The sequence below is a fragment of the Methanosarcina sp. Kolksee genome (genome assembly GCF_000969945.1).
In the GTDB taxonomy this organism is placed as follows: domain Archaea; phylum Halobacteriota; class Methanosarcinia; order Methanosarcinales; family Methanosarcinaceae; genus Methanosarcina; species Methanosarcina vacuolata.
In genome coordinates, this window is sequence record NZ_CP009524.1 from 2,746,866 (window position 1) to 2,767,320 (window position 20,455).

Here is a 20,455-nt window from a genome sequence, read left to right on the forward strand (position 1 = left end):
TTTTGAGAGATATATAAACTTTCTGTTTTATTCGTTAATCTCCAAGTCATATCTTGAAAAAACTGGCTCTTCGCCATTCCCTATGGATAAGATGATTTTCAATTCAAGGTCGCATTGGTTTTTATGGGGACATTATGAGGATATCCACACAAAAAAAAGAAGAGCTAAAGAACTACAAGAATTTCAAGGAAATCCTAACTTATCCTCTTCAAATTGTATGAATAAGTAAATTTCATGTATTTGTTGAAAATTTAAGAACTTAACTAAGTCTAAGAAACGTATACACACCTGGGTATAAAAACAACAGCAGTAAGCTAACAATGTCCTAAACTCAAAATTTTACATATAATGCTTAATGCATGTGATTTTACCTCAGGAGTGCAGAAGTCCAAAAACATACTGAGGTATATAAATGAAAAAAATTAAATTTGATAAAACATGCAGAAGACATTTCCTCATTAAAGCTTTGGGAATTACGGCACTTACACTTTTAATGTTGGTGAGTATCACAGGCGCAGCACCATTTGCATATATTGTTAATAGTGCTGGACCTGCTGGCGACGGGGGAAGTTTTTCGGTAATTGATACCGCTACAAATACTATTACAGCTACCGTATCTGGAAATCTAGATGGTCCAGGAGTTGCAGTAAATCCAGCAGGAACAAAGGTATATGTTACAAACTCAGGTTCCTACAATGATCCGGGAAATACTGTCTCTGTAATTGACACCACGAAAAATAAGGTTACAGCCGCGGTAAAAGTAGGAAATGGTCCTTATGGAATTGCAGTAAGTCCTAATGGAAAAAAGGTATATGTTACAAACTCAGGTACCTATAATGATCCTGGAAATACGGTCTCTGTAATTGATACTGCAACAAATAAGGTTACAGCTACGGTAAAAGTAGGAAATGGTCCTTATGGAGTTGCATTAAGTCCTAATGGAAAAAAGGTATATGTTACAAACTCAGGTACCTATAATGATCCGGAAAATACTGTCTCTGTAATTGATACTGCAACAAATAAGGTTACAGCTACGGTAAAAGTAGGAAATCGTCCTCATGGAATTGCAGTAAGACCTGATGGAAAAAAGGTATATGTTACAAACTCAGGCACCTATGATAATCCCAGCTATGCTGTCTCTGTAATTGACACAGCAACAAACAAGGTTACAGCCACGGTAAAGGTGGGCCTTGCTCCTGAAGGAGTTGCGGTCAACCCGGCCGGAACAAAGGTATATGTAGTGAACTCCGGCGACCCTGCAGAAGGTTGCTTTGTCTATGCTATTGACACAGCAACAAATAAGGTTACAGCCACCGTATCTGCTGGAATCTTTAATAACGGGGGAATTGAAGTCACTCCAGATGGAAAAAAAATATATGTGATAAATTGGGGAGAGACTGATGTTGGATATGGTATCACTGTAATTGACACAGCGACAAACAAGGTTACAGACTTTGTGGAGAATGGATTTCATCCTTATGCTTTCGGACAGTTTATAGGTCCTTCAGTAACACCTCCAAAAAAACCGGTTGCAGCTTTCTCTGCATCTCCAACCTCCGGAAAAGCACCATTAAACGTTAAGTTTACTGACAAAAGTACAGGAACGCCGACTAAATGGAAATGGACTTTTGGTGACGGAGCAACTTCAACAAAACAGAATCCAACTTATAAGTATTCAAAAGCAGGAAAGTATACAGTGACACTTACAGCAATAAATGCTAAAGGCAGTAACACGGCAACAAAAACGAATTATATAACAGTAGTAGCAAAACCTGTTGCTGCATTTTCTGCGTCACCAACCTCCGGAAAAGTTCCATTAAACGTTAAGTTTACTGACAAAAGTACAGGAACGCCGACTAAATGGAAATGGACTTTTGGTGACGGAGCAACTTCAAGCAAGCAGAATCCAACTTATAAATATTCAAAAGCAGGGAGTTATACTGTTAAGTTAACAGTAACGAATTCTGCTGGAAGTAACACTAAAACTATTTCTAAGTATATTACAGTGAAAAGTAAATAATATTGTTGACGAGTAACCAATGAAAATAAGCAAGGTATAAAAGGCATTCAAATTCAATTGACTATATTCCTTTTAACCTTGCTTTAAATTTTTGAGAACCTTTTTAACTTTCGATTTTAACACCTATTATTCGTTTCTCTCAAGCAACACTAAGCCCACACTGTCTGAAGTCCTAAAAGCAAACTTATTTTGCAGGGTCAAGTGCTCATATCTGTCTGGAGAAAAAATTAATGAATTAATGTACCACAAAGACAAACCTGAATTATTGCAGTTTTTCTCTGGGGTTCAGTTCGAAAGATGTTGTTCTTACTGTAACATTTCAATATGCATTACTGAGTTTTTGGATATAATATAAGTATCAGATAAATCCTGCGGAGTTTCACTCTTATGTGGGTAGAAGGTCATTTGAAACTCTCTGATAACCCTCAGCATAATTAATTTAGTAAAAATAATTACAGAATTCTTTACATAAGATCAATGAATGGTGCCGCAGCACACAAGAGGATTTTCCTTGAGTGCCATGGCGAACATTATATATATCTTAACCTGATGTATGCTCCAGATTGAGGTGCAGCCGTGGAAACAAAGACTGTTAAAATTAGTGCCGAGCTCTACGAGGCGCTTGATTTTTGTAGAGACAGAAATAGTGACAGTGCCTGGGAGTCAAGGAGCACGATAATTAGAAAACTATTAGCTCGATACGATGACACCTGCCAGCTTATACACGAAAACGGTAGCTACTGGTTCGTCATTAATGGCAGGAAACGAAGTTTCCCGGAGCTCTCGCATACTACGGAGAATGTGAGAATCACGCAGGGCCTTCATGACAGGCTCAATGAAGCGAAAATCCACCCTGATGAAACAATAAATACTGTTTTGCAACGTTTGTTGTTTTCGTACTATGGCAACAAACTGGTTTACCGTATTAACATAAAATCCAGCAATAACAAGGACAGCCAGGATTTAATATTTTTCATGCACGAAGTACTTCTTACAGAACCAAAATTTAATAACGCATTGTTTGTCGAAGTTGTAAATGTAGAAAATTACCCGGAAATAAAAAGCAGATACGAAAAAAGCACGTTACCTCTATCGATATTGTACGATTTTGAAGACCATGAGGTATGGCGCATGGAAGGAAAGCACGATTTATATGAGGTAAGAAGAAATTTAGAGTCCTTTATCGATTCATTAGAAGAGTTTATTGATTGACGTGCGGCTGGAGCTTGCAAACAGGCGATTCTCCGCACCTCATTTCAGAAAGCTTTTGAATATATTTTCCTTTTTATGTGATAGCAGTGGACTAACATATTATATGGTCCAATACAGACATTTTAACCATAACAACCCGTAGTTGAACCTTAACTTTTTTTTCTTTTCAGGATTTGTTCTTTTCAGGATTTGTTCTTTTCAGGATTTGTTCTTTTCAGGATTTATCCTTTTAAGAAGTTTCCAATTGCCACTGGAGCCACTGAGTTTTCCATTTAATCTATTCAAATATAAATAGGCTCTAGCCGTGCCGAGAAAAAAAACGTATGCTAAAAACATCGGCCAGTTCAGCCGGAAATAATACCATCAAGTTTCCTGCGAACCGCTAAAAAAGAAAATTAATTTGCCGACAAGAAATCGGCTTAAAGTAATTAAATTATAAACCTGTATCTCTGACCTGAATATCTGGCAATGTGAATATTTGCTAAAAATTTGCTTGTTGAGCTTGCAAATTTAGTAAGATCCTCTGATTTTAGTATCGCATTCTCAGTCAAAGAGCTCTGTCATTGCTTTTACACTTTTGAACATCTCGACAATCATAGGTGTAGTACTATTAGGTTCTCCAAGGGTCGAGTTAGCAGCTTCGATCATGCCGTCAGGATATCCGAAGCTTGAATTAAGACGTTCCATATTTTCGTTTAAGGAAACCAGGGAATTTTCCATCTCACTCAAATTTTCAGGGTCTGATTCCAGTACACCGAGTATGGAATTCGTTGTTGCTATGCCTGCTTGTGTCCCTTCGATTGTAGGCTGCAGAAACGGATATTCCTCAACGCGGGCGTTCAGGGTTCCGTTTATGAGGTTAAGGTTGAGGTCAAGCATCTGAAGCATGGATGTGAGAAAACGGAAGTTCAGACCTATTTCCTGATCCATCAGTTCATTTTCGTTATACGTTGATGCGAAATTTGTTTCATTGTTTTCATCTTCAAAATTAGTCTCCGCTACGTCAGTTCCTGCTAATGAAATTGGAAGCGTTAACAAAATAACCAGGAAGCATGTAGCTATCCTCAGGTAAAAAACCTTGGTTCTGTTCATAAAAATTTCCCCCACTATTACCTGTCCAGTTTAGTAAAATTACTCCCTGTCTAAAAATACACCTAATAGTCTATAAAAACGCAACGATTTATTTAAAATAATGTAGAAAGTAGAAAACCTTCATAAAGAGAAATTTAAAGAGTTATGTCAAAAATTACTGTCCTGTAGCTATATTTTTATTGGAGTGAACTGTAAACTATAGGAGAAAGTAATGTAAAAAATCACAGTTTATCTAAATGTAAAGAAAGACAGGACTATATAATGTACTCATAATATAATGTACTCATAATATAATGTACTCATAATATAATGTACTCATAATATAATGTACTCATAATATAATGTACTCATAATATAATGTACTCATAATATAATGTACTCATAACTGGAACTTCACCAATTTTTCAGATAAGCAGTAGCCCGTTTTGCCAATCATTGATTATTCTGGTAGCAGTCCGTGTTTCGTCCACTTCACCTTTTTTTTGCAGGAAATTGCACTGTTTGCCTATCAGTTCAAGCACATCATAGGAAGTCTCATCTTTGATCATGACACTATAGAAGGATTCAAGGACCGTTTTATTTTCGGCAAGCATTTTTTCAATTATCTCCAGAGCGACACCGATTTTGTCCTTAAGATGAGTTGCATCCTTTATTCCGAGCAGGCCCTGCAGGTACTCGTCTTTTTCATCAAAAGGAATCACTCCAGGTGTATCGATAAACATGATGCGTGAGCCTGCATCCACATGCTGGACACCTTTTGTGTGGCCGGATATGGGAGACGTGCTTGCCCGGTGCCGACCTGTAACGCCGTTGATTACTGAAGATTTGCCAACATTGGGATAGCCCAGGGTGCCGACAAGAACATCCTGCCCTTTTATATCGGCTTTCACAGCGGCCGACGCAAGGATCTGGTGCCTCAGCATCGTTGTTCCGGACCGATCCTTGCTGGAAACAAAAACTACAGGTGCAATTTTTGAGAGAGGGGCTTTGGTTTTTTCAAGTTTTTCTCTTGATACAAGGTCGGATTTATTGAGTACTATAATGAAAGGTTTGTTCAAGCGGATTATCTCGCGCTCAACTTCACTGTTTCGGGTCTCTTCAGGAAACCTGGCATCTATTACTTCAAGAAGGACATCAGCTTTTTTGATAACATCTTTTACAAGGGCTTTGTAGCTCGCCATATGCTCTGGCTATGGCACAAGCTGGTATATAAGATAGTGAGTCAGGTTCAAAAGAGAGAAGATCGAGGGTTCGGCTTGTGAACACGGGCATGGGCATGTGTAAGTTCATGAATATTGAGTTTTGAGTAAAGCTGCAGTTTGCGGCTTTATTTTTCTTATTTTTTCTTTTTAATATCTCATTTTACTCTGCAAGCTTCGCTGCGTATTCTGCAGCGTAAAAGGCAAATATGTCAAAGTCTCTCAGGTTTTCAGCAAGCAGTTTTCTTAATATGTCAAGATCTACCTCTTCATAAACATGGACCAGGATATTTCTAACCTTAACTCTGCCATCAATAGGGAATAACTTCTCCAAATGAATTGTACTCCACTCACGTTTTTACCTTTTCATTTCAAAATAATATTTATTATATAATACTCAGTTTCTTTTGATTCTGTTTGGCCTTTTAACTTTCGTCTCTTTTGATATCGAAAATCATGATAACATTAAACCAATAAATTTAAATATAAAGTTATACCCTATAGGGTATAATGGATGAATGGGTAAATAACTGGTTAATTAAGCAACGTGAGCTTGGTGAGAAGGGTTTTGAAATAAAAAAATTCAGTAATGGGTACTACGTATATCGATCTACCACTTACTGGGACAAAGAGCTAAAGAAGCGGAGGAAAAAATCGACTTACATTGGAAGACTGGACAAAATCAAAGGTCTAATTGAAAGTCAGAAAACAGTGATCTCAAGCAAAAGAGTTCGCTCTATCTGGGAATATGGAAATGCTGCCTTACTTAACTACGCAATTCAGGATCTAAAACCTCTTCTTCAGACAGCTTTTGGTGAAATCTGGGAAGAGATATATGCTCTTGCATTAATACGTATTGCTGGCTATGTTCCTTTGAAAAGAGCAAGTCTAGCGTGGGAGAAACTCTACCCAATAGCAGAGATCACTCCTTCGATGAACACAAGATCATTATCTAAAGTATTAAAAGAGGTTGGAGTTAATCGTAAAGGACAGAATCACGTTTTCAAAGGATTAAACAGTGAAGATAAGCAACTTGTTTATGATCTAAGTGCTATTTTTACTCGTTCAGAAGCTATAAACTTCGCTGAAAAGGGTTATAACAAAGAGCATTTCCACATTCCACAAGTAAACTTTGCACTTTTCTGTACAGCTAATGAGAATTTGCCAACAATGGTAAGAGTTCTTCCCGGATCTCTAAGAGATATTAAGTCACTTGCGCTTTCAGTCCAAGAGATTGGAGTTGAAAATAAGACTCTGATACTTGATAGGGGTTTTTACTCCCAGGGTTCTATTAAAACCCTGAATGAACACAAGTTATCTTTTGTTATCCCAACAAAAAGAAACAGTACACTGTACAACGAACAAATTAACCTCTCTGAACATTTCTTCTACCATGAAAGACTCATAAAATGTGGAAAGAAAGAGTATGGAGAGAATATCCTGTATCTTTTTGAGGATAATGAAATGAAAAAAGAAGAGGAATACACCCTCTATAAGCAACATGATGAAAATAGAATCACCAGTAATGCGTTCAATAAGGGTTTGGAAAAAGCTGGAAAAATCTTGCTTGTATCAAATGTAGATTTGGCACCTGAAGATGTTTTTCTTATGTACAAAAAAAGAGATACAGTGGAAAAACATTATGATACTTACAAGAGTATTTTGGAAGCAGATAAGCTTTATCTACAGGATAACGAGTCGCTTTTCGGTCATCTTTTTATCTCATTTTTGTCTCTTTATGGATACGCAAAAATTCAAAACTGTATAAGAAAGGCTGATCTAACAAGTAAATATTCTCCGAGAGACCTTATAGAGCAATTCCGCAAAGTATACATGCTGGATTTAGATAGTCAGATGATTTTAACGGAAGTACCTAAGAAGATTGGTGAAATAGAAAAAAAGTTAAACTTGAACTTATTCCCTAAATGAGCAGAGTTAAGGTTATAAATCCAGCAGAAAAAGCAAATTTTTCTGCGAACTCTTTAGGAATTATTTCGTGTCTGCCAAGAATCCGAAACACACTCCTATAATCTTCAGGCCTTTCAAGCCCCTCTTTTGAGATGATGATTTCTCCTATGTCAATAGCACATTCAATTGCAAGTTGAAAATTTCTCTACTGCGGAACGCTTTTCATAGTTGCTTTCAAGGTTCAGGCCTTCGGGATCTATTGATTTAAGGTAGTCTACGCAACGCTGCATAAAGCTCAATTTTCTATATGGATTAAAAGTCAGCACTGCCATTAATCCAATTATAAGGAGTTTGAGGTTTTCAGACAGCTTCTGTGTCAAGATGATAAAAACGCTTATATTGTAAAAAAGTAATAAGCCATACACTGCAAGTTAATTTCAATAGTTTTGACAGACTCATAAAAGACAAAGAAACAACAGAAACGGAGGACGTAAAATGAGTGGAGACGAAATGGATAAAAAGCGTAAGAAGATCGCAAATAAAATAATTAGCGATATGACGATAGACGGTGCTTCCAAAGAGGACCTAAAAATCCAAAAGAAAACAAATAAGGAATTATTAGGACATGAAGGCGAAGTGGAACTTTAATATGTTTTCTTTGTAACTGACATGCAATTGTCGAGTTACTATCTGATATTTTTTGTATTTAGTCAAATACCCCGAAGTTGCTGTGGGGTAAATCAACGCATCTTTGATTTAATCTTTCTTTCATTACTTATTTCATTTTTTAATATTTTACATTTACTTTGCGAATCTTGCTACGGCTGCGAATTTTACAGCATAAAAAGCAAATTTATTAAAGTCTTTCAGGCTTTCAATAAGTAATTTTCTTATAGCCGTACAAAATGAGTAATTATATTTGCCGGATGTTGTCAAAAGGATGTTGTCAAAATGAATTTTGAATTGAGAAAGTGGAAAAAAACCGATGATGAAAGCTTTTTCAAGTATTCCAACAATACAAAAATTGCAAAAAATATGAGAGATTCTTTTCCCTCCACTTTAGATGACTGCAGAAAAACTGTAGAAAGCTTTAGCTGTAACGATGAAACACAGCAGTGCTGCAGGGCAATTATTGTGAACGGAGAAGTTGCAGGGAGCATTGCATTATTCCTTAAAAATGATGTTTATTGTAAGAGTGCAGAGATTGCATACTGGCTTGGCGAACCTTTTTGGGGCAGGGGAATAATGAGCGAAGCAATAAAACAGCTTTGCTGGGCAGCTTTTGAACAGTATGATATTGTCCGGATATTTGCAGAGCCTTATGCACAAAATATCGGCTCAAGAAAAGCTCTTGAAAAAGCCGGATTTGTTTTAGAGGGCATAATGAAGAAAGGGGTCTATAAAAATGGTAATTTCTTTGATTATTGCATGTATGCTCTTGTGAAATAACTTGTGAAATAACTTCTGCCTTGTCACTGGTACCAATATTCTCAAATCCGAATTTTAGAGAAACTTTAATTTCTAATTGATCAACAACTCAAGCGACCTTCGAAGGAATTGAGTATGCTCATAATTCACGGTTATGCTTTTTTTCATTTCCTAATCGAATGGTCCGTACGATGAAGAATATTAATGTGCCAAATATGATTATCAAAAAAATAGGTAAAAAAATGACTGACAAAGGCTGTACAGTTACAGTATGATAATTCAGGTAAAAGAATATAGCTAAGATCTCGACTTTCATGAATATAATTAGATTCCTTGTACTGAGGTACACAGCTTCTTTGTTTTCCTCGGTTATTTGAACAGGAACATTCCACATCTGTGGGAAAAAAGATACTACAGTAATGAAAGTATAAAGCAAAATACCTATGGCTGGTAAAATAAGGGTTTGATATTTACTTCCCCATCTATCGATTTCACCCAGCGCATTATAGTGCATAGGAACTTGTTGAGGAATTTGGTCCCACTGAGTGTAAATAAAAACGATCATCCCGACTAAAAATAGAAGTCCTATAATTTCCAAAACAAGTTGGAGTTTAGTATACTTCAATTTCATAGTGAGATTCTCCCTAATAAACAAAACACAAGCTTCTATTGCTCGTATTATCTGTCTTTGGCACATGCCTTATTTTATAACATGCCCTATTTTATACCCTATTTTATAGTAAAAGGGGACAAACTCTTCAATTGTACAAAATATATAGGCAGTATATAGCGCTAATGTACTTATAACTTATTTCTACAAGAAGCTAAAAATGGAAGGGGAGATCGTTTTAGATCTCCTATTCAATAGTCCCTTCTTAAGTATCTTCACTGTGATCTCTTAAATTGATCTCTTAAATTGATCTCTTAAATTGATCTCTTAAATTGATCTCTTAAATTGATCTCTTAAATACGTGACCATCTTGCAAAGTACGGCATTCCTTCTTCATACACACCAGTGATATTTTCTGTGGTAACATTTTTTGTATCAAAAGATGTGTCTATGAACTGATTATTTCCTATGTATATTCCCACATGAGTGGCAAGCCAGTATATTCTGCCGTTTTGGGGAACGTCCTTTTGCCAGAAGATCACATCTCCCGGAGCTGGAGAGCTTGTATTTACATAATCTGTATTATTTTTCATATCAGGTACTTTCTGGAAAAATATGTCTTTGGCGCCTACCTGGCTGTATACTTGATATACTAAGTGAGAACAGTCAATGGCAGTTGTATTATTGCCCCCATGTACGGATTTAACTCCAAGCCAGTTGTTTGCGGCTTCTAATGTTGCGTTTTCTGAGGTTCCAACAGGAGCTGCTGCTCCAAGGGGTATGAATGCTATTAAAATAGCCAGAAGGAATGTGACTATTAATCTTTCTTTACTTATCTTCATTTTTTCTCATCAATATCCGTGTTTTTACCAGTGTCGAGTAATCATCAAGGATTCAATAATTCCAAATAATTGCAATTGATTTTATACGAGATTTTGTTGTTGACTCGACGCTGGCCTAATTATTGTTAAGGCTTGTTTATTATACATCAGAATAAATTTATATTTATAATTACCACTACTTAACGACGTTAACATATATACATAACGGCAGGAGTCCATTTTGGTATGAAAGGAGAGACTCTGAAATAAGGATTAACTGAAAGTTTCAGGTTTGATTTGCTGATGCCTGTAGTACCAGATTATATAAACTGGGGATACATACTTTCTGAATACAGGAATCTGAGGGGGAAATAATGGCAAAAAGGTTAAAGGTCGCAAATCCGGCCCGTTGCATAGGCTGCTACTCCTGTATGATGGCCTGCGCAAGAACCTGGTATGATACTATATCTTTGAAAAACAGCCGAATTGATATACAGACCCGCGGGGGGATCGAAACTCCTTATTCTCAAATCGTCTGCCATGCCTGCATAGACCCTCCTTGCATGAGGGCATGCCCGCTGGGCGCGCTTACCAAAAGGAAGGGGGGAGGAGTGAATCTCAATAAAGAGATCTGCGATGGCTGCGGAAACTGTATAGAAGCCTGCCTGGTGGGAGCTATCCATCTGGACGCGGAGAAAAAAGCCGTAATCTGCAAACACTGCGGCGTATGCTCGAAGTTCTGTCCCCATGATGTGCTGGAAATGATTGAAGTCGAAGACAGCGGAGAAGTAAAGCTTACTGACACGGGCCCTGCTCCGGATACAAGCCCGGTTAGTCCTACTGCGTCTCATAAAGACCTCTACGGAGGAAAAGAACCAGGGGAGGGAAAATGACAACCGAGCAATACGCTATTGAGGGGCTTAAGAATATACTCTATATTGACCTGAGCAGCCATAGCTATCATATTAAGGAAAGGCGCGACCTCTATGAGAAATATCTGGGTGGTGTGGGAGTTGCCACAAACCTCATGCTTGAAGAGTACAGAGAAGGCACAGGGCCACTTGATCCGGAGATGCCAATAATCCTCAGCACAGGGCCGCTCTCGGGAGTATATCCTACATGCACCAAGACAGTTGCATTGTTCCGTTCCCCTCTCAATGGAGAATTGGGAGAATCCTATGCAGGTGGCCATCTTGCTATGTCCATGCGCTATTCAGGGTACGAAACAATTGTTATCAAAGGGGCCTCCCGATACCCTGTGTATGTGGCAATCCACAACGACAAAGTTACCTTCAGGGACGCCTCTTCCATATGGCATCTCTCTTCAGCAATTGATGTTGGAAAAATCCTGCGCGAAATAGAACCCGGTGCAGGCAGGCGCAGTATTATCAGAATTGGGCCTGCAGGAGAATGTGGGATCACATATGCCGATGTCAATGTCGATACCTACCGCCATTTCGGGCGCCTCGGGCTCGGAACGGTCTTTGGGGCAAAAAAACTTAAAGCTATGCTTATTTCCGGAAACAGGGAGCTGAAAAGCCCTGAACACAATGCTTACCGAAAGACTGTCAGTATGCTCTATGACACTATTGTGAAAACCGGGCTCACTGAGAAGTACCATAACCTAGGCACAAGCGAAAATATTCTGGTTTTAAACGAACTTAAAGGCCTGCCTACCCGAAACCTGCAGGCAGCTTCTTTTGAAGGAGCTGAAACGATTTCAGGAGAGTTTTTTGCCGAGAAATATCTTCTCAGGCGGGTCTCCTGTGCAGGCTGCCCAATTGGATGTATCCACGTAGCCATGCTAAAGCGAGCCTTTTCAAAAGCCCATGAATATGAAGCATTGAATATTTCTTATGATTTTGAATTGATCTATGCTCTGGGATCGAACCTTGGCGTAGCTGATCCTGAAGCCGTGCTTGAGCTTATTGATGCCTGTGAAAAAACAGGGGTTGATATAATCAGCATGGGAGTTGTACTCGCCTGGGCAACAGAGATGCAGCAACGCGGGAAGATTTCTACTGACGAGACTCTGGGGCTTAAATTTTCCTGGGGAGATAAAGCTACATATCTGAGAGCAATAGACCTTGTAGTCCAGGCGCCAAATGAATTTTACTCAGACCTTGGAAAAGGGGTGGAATATGCCTCCAAAAAATACGGAGGAGAGGAATTCGCAATTCGACTTGGAGGACTGGAAATTCCGGGCTATCACACAGGGCTTGGAAACGTGCTTGGACTCACTGTGGGCGCCAGGCACTCCCATCTTGACAGCGCAGGTTATTCCGCAGATCAGAAAGCATTTAATCAGCCAATATCAGATGAGCAGATTGTTGATTATATAATTGATGAAGAAAACCGACGCAATGTCCTGAACTGCATGATTTCCTGCCTTTTTGCCAGAAACGTCTACACATACGAAAACGTGATTCTGGCCCTTAAGGGTCTGGGAATAGAAAGAACCGAAGAGGAATTAAAAGCACTGGGAAAGGATATTTTCAGGAAAAAGTATGCATTAAAAGAGAAATTCGGATTCAGGTTCGAAGACCTTCGAATCCCCAAAAGATTTTTTGAAACTCCTTCCACCACAGGGATAATTGAAGAAGAAAGAGTTAAAAGAGCAATTGAGCTTTATAGAAAGAAAAGAGGAGTATGATCGACGATAGAGTAGAACCTGAAAGATAAAGCAGGCCCTCTTACTTCGCAAACCCCCAGGATTATAAAGATTACTTTTTAACAGCTTTCATAAGGTAGATGGGATGAGCATAGTCAAGCTTATCCAGCAAATTCCCTTTTTTCCTGGCAGAACGGCATAGGGAATTCATACGCTCAATATTTATATTCTCAAAACCCGCATCATTTAAGAACCTGGATACCTGGTCAGGTTTTAAACTATAAAGAGGAAGGTCTTTTTTTATCGGGTTATAGTGTTGATTAAAGGGGTTATGAAAGTTTCTTTCCTTTATGGAACGTATGCCATCCGATATGGTACGGATCGATTTAAGGAATATACCCGAACTGAACCAGTCTCCATCGATGGCAATGATCATACCGTCTTTCTTAAGAACCCGTTTCCATTCAGACAGAGCCTTCTGCGGATCAGGAAGTGTCCACAGGAGAAATTTGCTGGATACCACATCAAATTGCATGTCCGGAAGCTGCAGATCCTCGGCATCCCCACGGATGAAGTTTATGTCCAGAGACCTCTTCAAGGCGTTTTTTCTGGCTTTGTCAAGCATCCTGGTCGACAGGTCAACAGCAGTCACATGATGACCCAGCTCTGCAAACATCAGGGCAAGTTGACCTGGCCCTGTACCGACATCGAGTATTTCAAGATGTTCTCTTCTATCCACTGTTGACGAAAGCATGTTTTTCCAGGTAGCCCATTCCTCCTCGGATTGTTCCACAATGCCAGTATTATAAGTCTCACTGCGATAATCCCAGTAGTTTCTTATCACTTCTTTAGCTTCCATGTGTTCACTCCATAAAGATGAATTAGGGAACTGATTTTATGAATGATAAATAAATGATGATTTAGAGAATAAATATTTTATTGATTGTAACACTATATTGAATAAAAATATAAAATATTATCGTTTTTTAACACAAGTTTTAGTTAGTATAATAATTATCGGAAGACAGAGTAAACGAAAAAAAGCCCAGTTATATAATGTAAAGTTTCAGGAAATTTAGATGTAAAATAAGGCACGATAAACACTGAGGTAAGATGAGCGTTTTAGACAATTGAAGGTTTAAAGCTACTGGTTTCTCAGTCAACCGCTTAAGTGCCACCAATTTCTAAGAAATCCAATCCATAACTTCTTAAAAATAAGGGAGACTCAGAAATTGTCTGCTTTGAAGGTAACTGCATAAGTCATATGAGATAAGATCTCTTTTTTATATTTTTGAAATTTCTGAGAAAATACTCCAATATGTTATTATTTTCACACTCGTGATGGTTTCGAAAGTTTTATAATGGTTATGTTTTTTAAATATTTCAGCATAAAAATTCGTAGAATATTATTATTAAATTCCATTAAATTTTATATTTATCTGACAAAATTTTTAAAAAGGTAAGAAAAGACGAAAAATCGTGTATGTGAAAAAGGCTGCAATAAGTGCAGGATTGTTGTTCTACATGCAAATTAATACTGAAATAATTTGCAAAGAAGCTGTGCTGGAAAAAACACAGATCAAAATTCGAACCTCTTAGACAACTTTGTTGGATACCATATGGTTTCAAGAGTGTTCCTCTGAAAAAAGGGTGATTTTAAGTTGAACTTCCTCACAATTTCTAATTTATATGTGACTTTTCCTACTGAAGATGGTCTGGTCAAGGCAGTAAACGGCGTAGATCTTTCTATTGATGAAAGCGAAATTGTAGGCTTAATAGGTGAATCGGGTTCCGGCAAAAGTGTCCTTGGGCTCTCTATCATGAGACTGCTACAGGATGACGTGATCTTTAAAGGAGACATTCTCTACCGTGGAAAAAACCTGTATTCGATTGAAAAAGAGGATATGAGAAAACTAAGGGGTAAAGAAATCGGTATGATTCTCCAAAATCCAGGAAGTTCTCTCAATCCGGTACTGACCGTGGGTTTTCAGATAGCTGAGCCTCTCATGCTGCATAAGCACGTAAAAGGCAGCCTGGCTATCGAGATGGCACAGGAACTTCTGGGACGCGTAAAGATCAAAGAACCTTCTAAAAGAGTAAAGGAATACCCTCACCAGTACAGCGGAGGAATGAAAGAAAGAGCAATAATCGCCATGGGTATCGCCAGTGAACCGCGCTTTATAATCGCTGACGAACCAACAAAAGGCCTTGATGTGACTGTAAAAAGGAACATAGTGAAACTGTTAAAAGAAATATCTGATAAAAAAACGATGCTAATCATCACTCATGACCTTGGAGTTGCAGAGGAATTATGCGACAGGATTGCTGTGATGTATGCCGGAGAATTAGTTGAAATCGCTCCAGTAACCTCGATATTTGAAAGCCAGCTACACCCATATACTCAGGGTTTTTTTAACTCCCTTCCTGCCAGGGGGCTCAAACCTGTAAAAGGCAACAGCCCTTCTTTGATCGATCTTCCTGATGGATGTAGGTTCCATCCACGCTGTACCCATTGCACAGAAAGATGTCGAAAAGAACATCCTCCGATGGTTGAAAAAAACAGAAGGCTTGTGAGGTGCTTCCTCTATGCTTGAAGTGACGGGTTTAAAGAAAACGTTTACTTCCGGTATAATATCCAGAACTGTGACCAGAGCAGTAGATGACGTATCTTTTTTTATAGAGAAAGGAGAGACCCTGGGCCTGGTTGGGCAAAGCGGGTGCGGGAAATCTACTCTCGGACAATGTGTACTGAGGCTTATTGAACCAACAGCAGGAAAGATCGTGTTCAATGGCACAGATATCACTGCCCTTGATAACAGAGCTCTGAACAGCATCCGGCCTTCAATGCAGATGATATTCCAGAACCCTGACTCTTCTCTTGACCCTAAAATGACGATTGGGCAGAGCATAGCAGAACCGCTAAAACTTAAAGGAAATAACAGGGAAAAGACCGAAAGCAAGGTTGTTGAGCTTATAAAGCAAGTGGGGCTGAGTCCTGAACATATCCACCGTTTTCCTCACCAGCTCAGCGGGGGCCAGAATCAGAGGGCAGTTATTGCAAGAGTGCTTGCCCTTGAACCTATTTTTATTGTTGCCGATGAGCCTACAGCCTCCCTTGACATCTCGGTACAGGCCCAGATTTTGAACCTGCTAAAGGACCTCAAAGAAGAATATGACCTTACCATGCTGTTCATTTCTCATGACCTTGAGCTGATGAAACACATGTGCGAGAGGGTAGCTGTGATGTACAGGGGAAAGATTGTGGAAACTGGAAAGATCGAAGATATCTTTCAGCATCCTCTGCACCCTTACACAAAATTGCTGTTGACAGGGGATTCTGATTTCGAAATCAGTACAGTGGACTATAAGGGAGCCAAAAATCAGGGAACTAAGAATCCGGTATGTTCGTATTATTTTGAATGTCCTTTGAGATCAAAAGCATGCTTAACAGAAACACCCGAGTTGAAGAAAGCTTCAAACAATCAACTCGTGGCATGTCATCATATATTGAAAAACGTGTCCGGCAATACAATCCGGATGGAGAATAAGTGAAACAAATATTGTTTAGACAGCGTGAGTCTGACATTGTTTCTGGACTTCAAGAAAGTAAAAATTTAGAAAATTGAGAAAGGAAAGTGAAAATTTAGGAAATTGGGAAAGGAAAGTGAAAATTTAGGAAATTGGGAAAGGAAAGTGAAAATTTAGGAAATTGGGAAAGGAAAGTGAAAATTTAGGAAATTGGGAAAGGAAAGTGAGAATTTAGGAATAGGTAAAGGAAAGTAAAAATTTAGGAAATTGGGAAAGTGTAGATCAGGAGTTTATAAACTTGAGTAAAAAATACAAAATTACAGTTCTTGTCATGCTGTTAGTCATGGCAACAGTTCTTGGGTCGCTATGTATCGACCAGAAAAGTGATGAAAAAACTGCTACTGCCAACCAGTCAGGCGTACAAAGCCAGGGAGGCGCACTAAGATATGCAACTGCTTTTTATCCCGAAGACACTCTTGACCCGGCAGTAAAATGGACTGGCTGGTACATGCGAGAAGCCGGAGTCTATGAGACGCTTTTCAGTTATGACGAGAATATGAACTTACGGCCTGAACTTGCTAGCAAATATGAGAAAATATCAGATACTGAATGGAGGATCTACCTTAGAGACGGAGTAAAGTTTCATGATGGGACTCCCATGAATGCAGACGCTGTGGTGAATTCACTCAATAGGGTGCTGGATGATAATAATTCAAGAAAAGTAGAATACAATTTCATCCAATCCATAAGCAAATACTCTGACGATGCAGTCACAATAAAAACAAATTCTACATACGCTCCTACAATAGCAAGCCTTACGGACCCTATAACTTCCATAGTCAGCCCCAGTTCAAAAGACCTTAATACCACAGCAATAGGAACAGGTCCATTTAAAGTTAAAAGTTACACCAAGGATGTAAATCTCGTTCTGGAGAAGAATGAAAACTACTGGAACGGTACACCTAAACTGGACAATGTCACTATCTATTTTGTCAAAGACGACATGACCAGGCTCTTCAAGCTGGAAAGCAATGAAGTGGACATTGCTGACGGCATTCCTCAATCAGAAGTTGCAGAACTGAAAAACAATTCTGACTACACCTTATACAGTAATGCGACTTTGAGAACATATTTCCTGTATGTAAATATGAATAAAGAGCCTCTGAATAATGTAAAAGTAAGGCAGGCCCTGAACTGTGCTCTTGATCGCCAGCAGATTGTGGATACGGCTCTTGAGGGTGTTGGAGGAACTCCTGCAAAGAGCTTTTTCCCGTCTGTTATGAACTGGTCAATAAACAATAAAATCGATATGGTTTCTCAGGATGAACAAAAAGCCAGGAGTCTTCTGACCGAAGCTGGCTTAAACGACACTAACGGGGACGGCTGGCTGGAATACAATGGTAAACCTTTCGAATTGAACATAAAGACCTATACTGGCCGCCCTCAGCTTAAACCCGCTGCCGAGGTAATTGCAACCCAGTTTGAGTCAATCGGGATAAAGACAAGTGTCACTGTCCTGGAAAGTGGTGCATTAACGGATGATATGAACAAAGGAGACTACGATCTTGCCCTCTATGCCTGGACAGTAGCCACTACCGGGGACCCTGACTACTTTGTTTCAAAGCATTTTGAGTCTACAGGAGCTGAAGCACAGAAGACAGGTTACTCAAATCCCCAGGTAGATGAATGGATAAAGGCAGGTGAACAGACCATGAACCAGACTCAGAGAAAGGAATATTACGACAAAGTTCAGGAACAGGTACTGGAAGACTGTCCGGAGATATTCGTATTCTATCAGAACTCCATAGTTGGAGCAAACAAGAACGTTGGAGGGATTAAACAGTTCCCGAATGAGATCTCTTTCCTTACCAAGGACATCTACATCAAACAGTGAATTCGATAGAGTCCAATGAACTCGATAAGATCCAGTGAACTCGATAAAGTCCAGTAAACTCGATAAGGTCCTGGAGTTTTTTCCGGGGCCTTACAAAAAAATTGGGAACTAAACTGGACACAAAAAAGTCATTTAAAACTTATGGGTTATCGAAGAAAACTACTGGATTATCGAAGCAGTAGTTAGATTAATGGAGTCATTAACACTCAGGAGAAGACTATGGAAGTTTATACTTACATCAGTTATAGAAGAGAAGTAAAATTAAAAATAAAGCAAACTTTGCAACATAATAGAGAGGACTGATAAGTGATAGAGTTTATAACTCGAAGGCTTTTGCTCCTTCTTCCTGTCCTTTTACTGGTATCTGTAATCAGTTTTTCTATAATCTATATCTCTCCAGGAGATACGGCAGAAAATGCTCTAACGAATCCCGGAGGAGGGGTAGACCAGAGAGCCGTAGAAGAGTTCAGGGTTAAAACGGGGCTTGATGACCCAATACATATCCAGTACATTCACTGGATTGGTAGAATCATCCACGGAGACCTTGGAAAATCATACATGACAGGTGAAGATGTCTCGAAGGCAATTTTCAGATGCTTCAAAGTCACCCTGAAGCTTGCCGTAATCAGTATGCTGGTGTCTCTAATCATTGCGATCCCACTTGGTATCATCTCAGCTCTGAAAAAAGGAACAGCTATAGACGATGTCTGCAGATTCTTTGCCCTTGCAGGAGTCTCAATGCCCAATTTCTGGCAGGCATATCTCCTGATCATAGTCTTCGCGCTTACCTTGAAGGTCTTGCCTTCTTCAGGATATGGAGACGGAGGCATTGCTGATATCCTACTGCCTGCCATCACCCTTGGAACGGGCTATGCCGCTGTAACTATGAGATTGATGAGAGCAAGCATGCTTGACGTGATGCAGCAGGATTATATCCGGGCAGCCAGAGCCAAAGGAGTTCCTGAATACATGATTGTTCTCAAGCATGCTTTGAAGAACTCCCTCATTCCCGTGGTAACGGTTGCAGGGCTGAATTTCGGATATCTCTTGAATGGTTCTGTTATAGTTGAGACGATCTTCTCGTGGCCGGGCATAGGAAACCTGATTGTTTCATCCATACTCAGCAAGGATTACCCCATGATACAGGGCTGTGTGCTGTTCATTGCTGTGATATTTGTACTGATCAATTTTGCAGTGGATATATCATACTCTTACCTTAACCCAAAGATCAGATATGAAACTAAGAATTAAAAACAAAAATCCGGGATTGTTCCTTAGTGCAGGAATTCTTATTTTTTTCATGCTTTCAGCGCTTTTCGCAGGGTATATAGCGCCCCACAATCCCGAGAAAGCGAATCTTGAACTTCGACTTAAAGAGCCCTGTCATGAGTATCCGTTCGGAACCGACCATTTAGGACGCTGCATATTAAGCCGGATAATTTTTGGCGCAAGAGTATCTTTATCAGTTGGACTTCTGGTAGTAAGCTCCTCCCTGATTTTAGGTCTTACCATTGGCACTCTATCCGGATATTATGGAGGATGGCTGGATGAGATAGTTATGCGGGTAGTTGACGCTTTTCTGGCCTTTCCCAGCCTGTTACTGGCTCTTGGAATAGCCGGGCTTTTCGGTGCAGGATTCATGAATCTGGTCATGGCCCTGATAATAGTGGACTGGGCTGGTTATGCCCGCCTGGCCAGAAGCTCTGTCATGGCTGTAAAAGAACAGGACTATATTAAGGCTGCAAAAGGGCTTGGAACAGGGGATTTACATGTTATTTTACACCACGTAATCCCAAACGTGATGTCTCCACTCATAGTAATGGCAACAATAGGAATGGGATATGTCATACTGTCTGCAGCAGGACTCAGTTTTCTGGGTTTTGGAGTGCAGCCGCCTACTCCGGAATGGGGCTCCATGCTGAATGAAGGAAAAATATACATCCGATCTGCTCCCTACATCATGATCTTTCCCGGACTTGCTATCATGCTTACGGTCCTGGCGTTCAACTATCTTGGAGACGAATTAAGAGACCTGCTTGACCCGAGAGAAACGAAGGACATCGACTGAAATTAACCCTCAAAGAAGGGCATCGACTGAGCTTAACCTTTGAAAAAAGAAGGGTATCGACTGA

General features: G+C 39.5%; 19 protein-coding genes. 12 read left to right on the forward strand and 7 right to left on the reverse strand.

Features of this window, described 5'->3' with window-relative positions; genetic code table 11:
* Window positions 1–412 precede the first annotated feature (412 nt).
* Window positions 413–2,020 carry a PKD domain-containing protein gene (locus MSKOL_RS11370; RefSeq protein ID WP_052725428.1) on the forward strand — a complete coding sequence of 536 codons (1,608 nt, stop codon included), beginning with the start codon at window positions 413–415 and terminating at the stop codon, window positions 2,018–2,020.
* A 576-nt stretch (window positions 2,021–2,596) separates the two neighbouring features.
* Window positions 2,597–3,232, forward strand: a complete 636-nt coding sequence (locus MSKOL_RS11375) for a hypothetical protein (RefSeq protein ID WP_048121023.1) — start codon at window positions 2,597–2,599, stop codon at window positions 3,230–3,232.
* Window positions 3,233–3,775: 543 nt separating this feature from the next.
* Here MSKOL_RS11375 and MSKOL_RS11380 read toward each other — a convergent pair.
* The 3 genes from MSKOL_RS11380 to MSKOL_RS19365 all read right to left on the reverse strand — a co-directional run bounded on the left by MSKOL_RS11380 (window position 3,776) and on the right by MSKOL_RS19365 (window position 5,857).
* Window positions 3,776–4,324: a hypothetical protein gene (locus MSKOL_RS11380; protein WP_048156301.1), complete on the reverse strand. Its 549-nt coding sequence runs from the start codon at window positions 4,322–4,324 to the stop codon at window positions 3,776–3,778.
* Window positions 4,325–4,728: 404 nt separating this feature from the next.
* Window positions 4,729–5,505, reverse strand: a complete 777-nt coding sequence (locus MSKOL_RS11385) for a GTPase (protein ID WP_048156304.1) — start codon at window positions 5,503–5,505, stop codon at window positions 4,729–4,731.
* A 181-nt stretch (window positions 5,506–5,686) separates the two neighbouring features.
* Window positions 5,687–5,857: a HepT-like ribonuclease domain-containing protein gene (locus MSKOL_RS19365; RefSeq protein WP_197078765.1), complete on the reverse strand. Its 171-nt coding sequence runs from the start codon at window positions 5,855–5,857 to the stop codon at window positions 5,687–5,689.
* Between the two features lie 176 nt (window positions 5,858–6,033).
* Between MSKOL_RS19365 and MSKOL_RS11395 the strand changes: the two genes are divergently transcribed.
* Window positions 6,034–7,452, forward strand: a complete 1,419-nt coding sequence (locus MSKOL_RS11395; protein WP_048156309.1) for a transposase — start codon at window positions 6,034–6,036, stop codon at window positions 7,450–7,452.
* Here MSKOL_RS11395 and MSKOL_RS21100 read toward each other — a convergent pair.
* Window positions 7,445–7,618: a DUF86 domain-containing protein gene (locus MSKOL_RS21100; protein WP_369799545.1), complete on the reverse strand. Its 174-nt coding sequence runs from the start codon at window positions 7,616–7,618 to the stop codon at window positions 7,445–7,447. The genes MSKOL_RS11395 and MSKOL_RS21100 overlap by 8 nt on opposite strands.
* A 308-nt stretch (window positions 7,619–7,926) precedes the next feature.
* On the opposite strand from MSKOL_RS21100, the gene MSKOL_RS20220 reads away from it, so the two are divergent.
* Both MSKOL_RS20220 and MSKOL_RS11400 read left to right on the forward strand, forming a co-directional pair.
* The gene (locus MSKOL_RS20220) at window positions 7,927–8,079 is read left to right on the forward strand and encodes a hypothetical protein (RefSeq protein WP_156151061.1); all 153 of its coding nucleotides are present in this window, start codon (window positions 7,927–7,929) and stop codon (window positions 8,077–8,079) included.
* A gap of 303 nt (window positions 8,080–8,382) precedes the next feature.
* Complete coding sequence (locus MSKOL_RS11400; RefSeq protein WP_048156312.1) at window positions 8,383–8,880, forward strand: GNAT family N-acetyltransferase; 498 nt, start codon at window positions 8,383–8,385, stop codon at window positions 8,878–8,880.
* Window positions 8,881–8,998: 118 nt separating this feature from the next.
* On the opposite strand, the gene MSKOL_RS11405 is transcribed toward MSKOL_RS11400, so the two are convergent.
* Window positions 8,999–9,490: a DUF1648 domain-containing protein gene (locus MSKOL_RS11405; RefSeq protein ID WP_048121032.1), complete on the reverse strand. Its 492-nt coding sequence runs from the start codon at window positions 9,488–9,490 to the stop codon at window positions 8,999–9,001.
* 332 nt (window positions 9,491–9,822) lie between these two features.
* A complete protein-coding gene (locus tag MSKOL_RS11410; protein WP_048121034.1) occupies window positions 9,823–10,311 on the reverse strand; it encodes a C40 family peptidase in 489 nt (162 codons plus the stop codon).
* 353 nt (window positions 10,312–10,664) lie between these two features.
* Here MSKOL_RS11410 and MSKOL_RS11415 point away from each other — a divergent pair, with 353 nt between their 5' ends.
* Window positions 10,665–11,183: a (Fe-S)-binding protein gene (locus MSKOL_RS11415; protein ID WP_048156315.1), complete on the forward strand. Its 519-nt coding sequence runs from the start codon at window positions 10,665–10,667 to the stop codon at window positions 11,181–11,183.
* On the forward strand, window positions 11,180–12,943 hold the full coding sequence (locus MSKOL_RS11420; RefSeq protein WP_048156317.1) for an aldehyde ferredoxin oxidoreductase family protein: 1,764 nt from the start codon (window positions 11,180–11,182) through the stop codon (window positions 12,941–12,943). The genes MSKOL_RS11415 and MSKOL_RS11420 overlap by 4 nt, the downstream gene beginning before the upstream one ends.
* Window positions 12,944–13,013: 70 nt before the next feature.
* Here MSKOL_RS11420 and MSKOL_RS11425 read toward each other — a convergent pair whose 3' ends face one another.
* The gene (locus tag MSKOL_RS11425; RefSeq protein WP_048156320.1) at window positions 13,014–13,760 is read right to left on the reverse strand and encodes a class I SAM-dependent methyltransferase; all 747 of its coding nucleotides are present in this window, start codon (window positions 13,758–13,760) and stop codon (window positions 13,014–13,016) included.
* Between the two features lie 802 nt (window positions 13,761–14,562).
* Between MSKOL_RS11425 and MSKOL_RS11430 the strand changes: the two genes are divergently transcribed.
* From MSKOL_RS11430 to nikC, 5 genes are all read left to right on the forward strand, one after another.
* Complete coding sequence (locus MSKOL_RS11430) at window positions 14,563–15,495, forward strand: ABC transporter ATP-binding protein (protein WP_048156323.1); 933 nt, start codon at window positions 14,563–14,565, stop codon at window positions 15,493–15,495.
* Window positions 15,488–16,453, forward strand: coding sequence for an ABC transporter ATP-binding protein (locus MSKOL_RS11435; protein WP_048156327.1), 966 nt, complete (start codon window positions 15,488–15,490; stop codon window positions 16,451–16,453). The genes MSKOL_RS11430 and MSKOL_RS11435 overlap by 8 nt, the downstream gene beginning before the upstream one ends.
* Window positions 16,454–16,727: 274 nt before the next feature.
* Complete coding sequence (locus tag MSKOL_RS11440; RefSeq protein WP_156151062.1) at window positions 16,728–18,323, forward strand: ABC transporter substrate-binding protein; 1,596 nt, start codon at window positions 16,728–16,730, stop codon at window positions 18,321–18,323.
* Window positions 18,324–18,629: 306 nt separating this feature from the next.
* Window positions 18,630–19,574, forward strand: coding sequence for a nickel ABC transporter permease (gene nikB / locus MSKOL_RS11445; protein WP_048156331.1), 945 nt, complete (start codon window positions 18,630–18,632; stop codon window positions 19,572–19,574).
* Entirely contained in the window at window positions 19,558–20,391 is an 834-nt protein-coding gene (gene nikC, locus MSKOL_RS11450; RefSeq protein WP_048156334.1) for a nickel transporter permease, read from the forward strand. The genes nikB and nikC overlap by 17 nt, the downstream gene beginning before the upstream one ends.
* Window positions 20,392–20,455 lie beyond the last annotated feature (64 nt).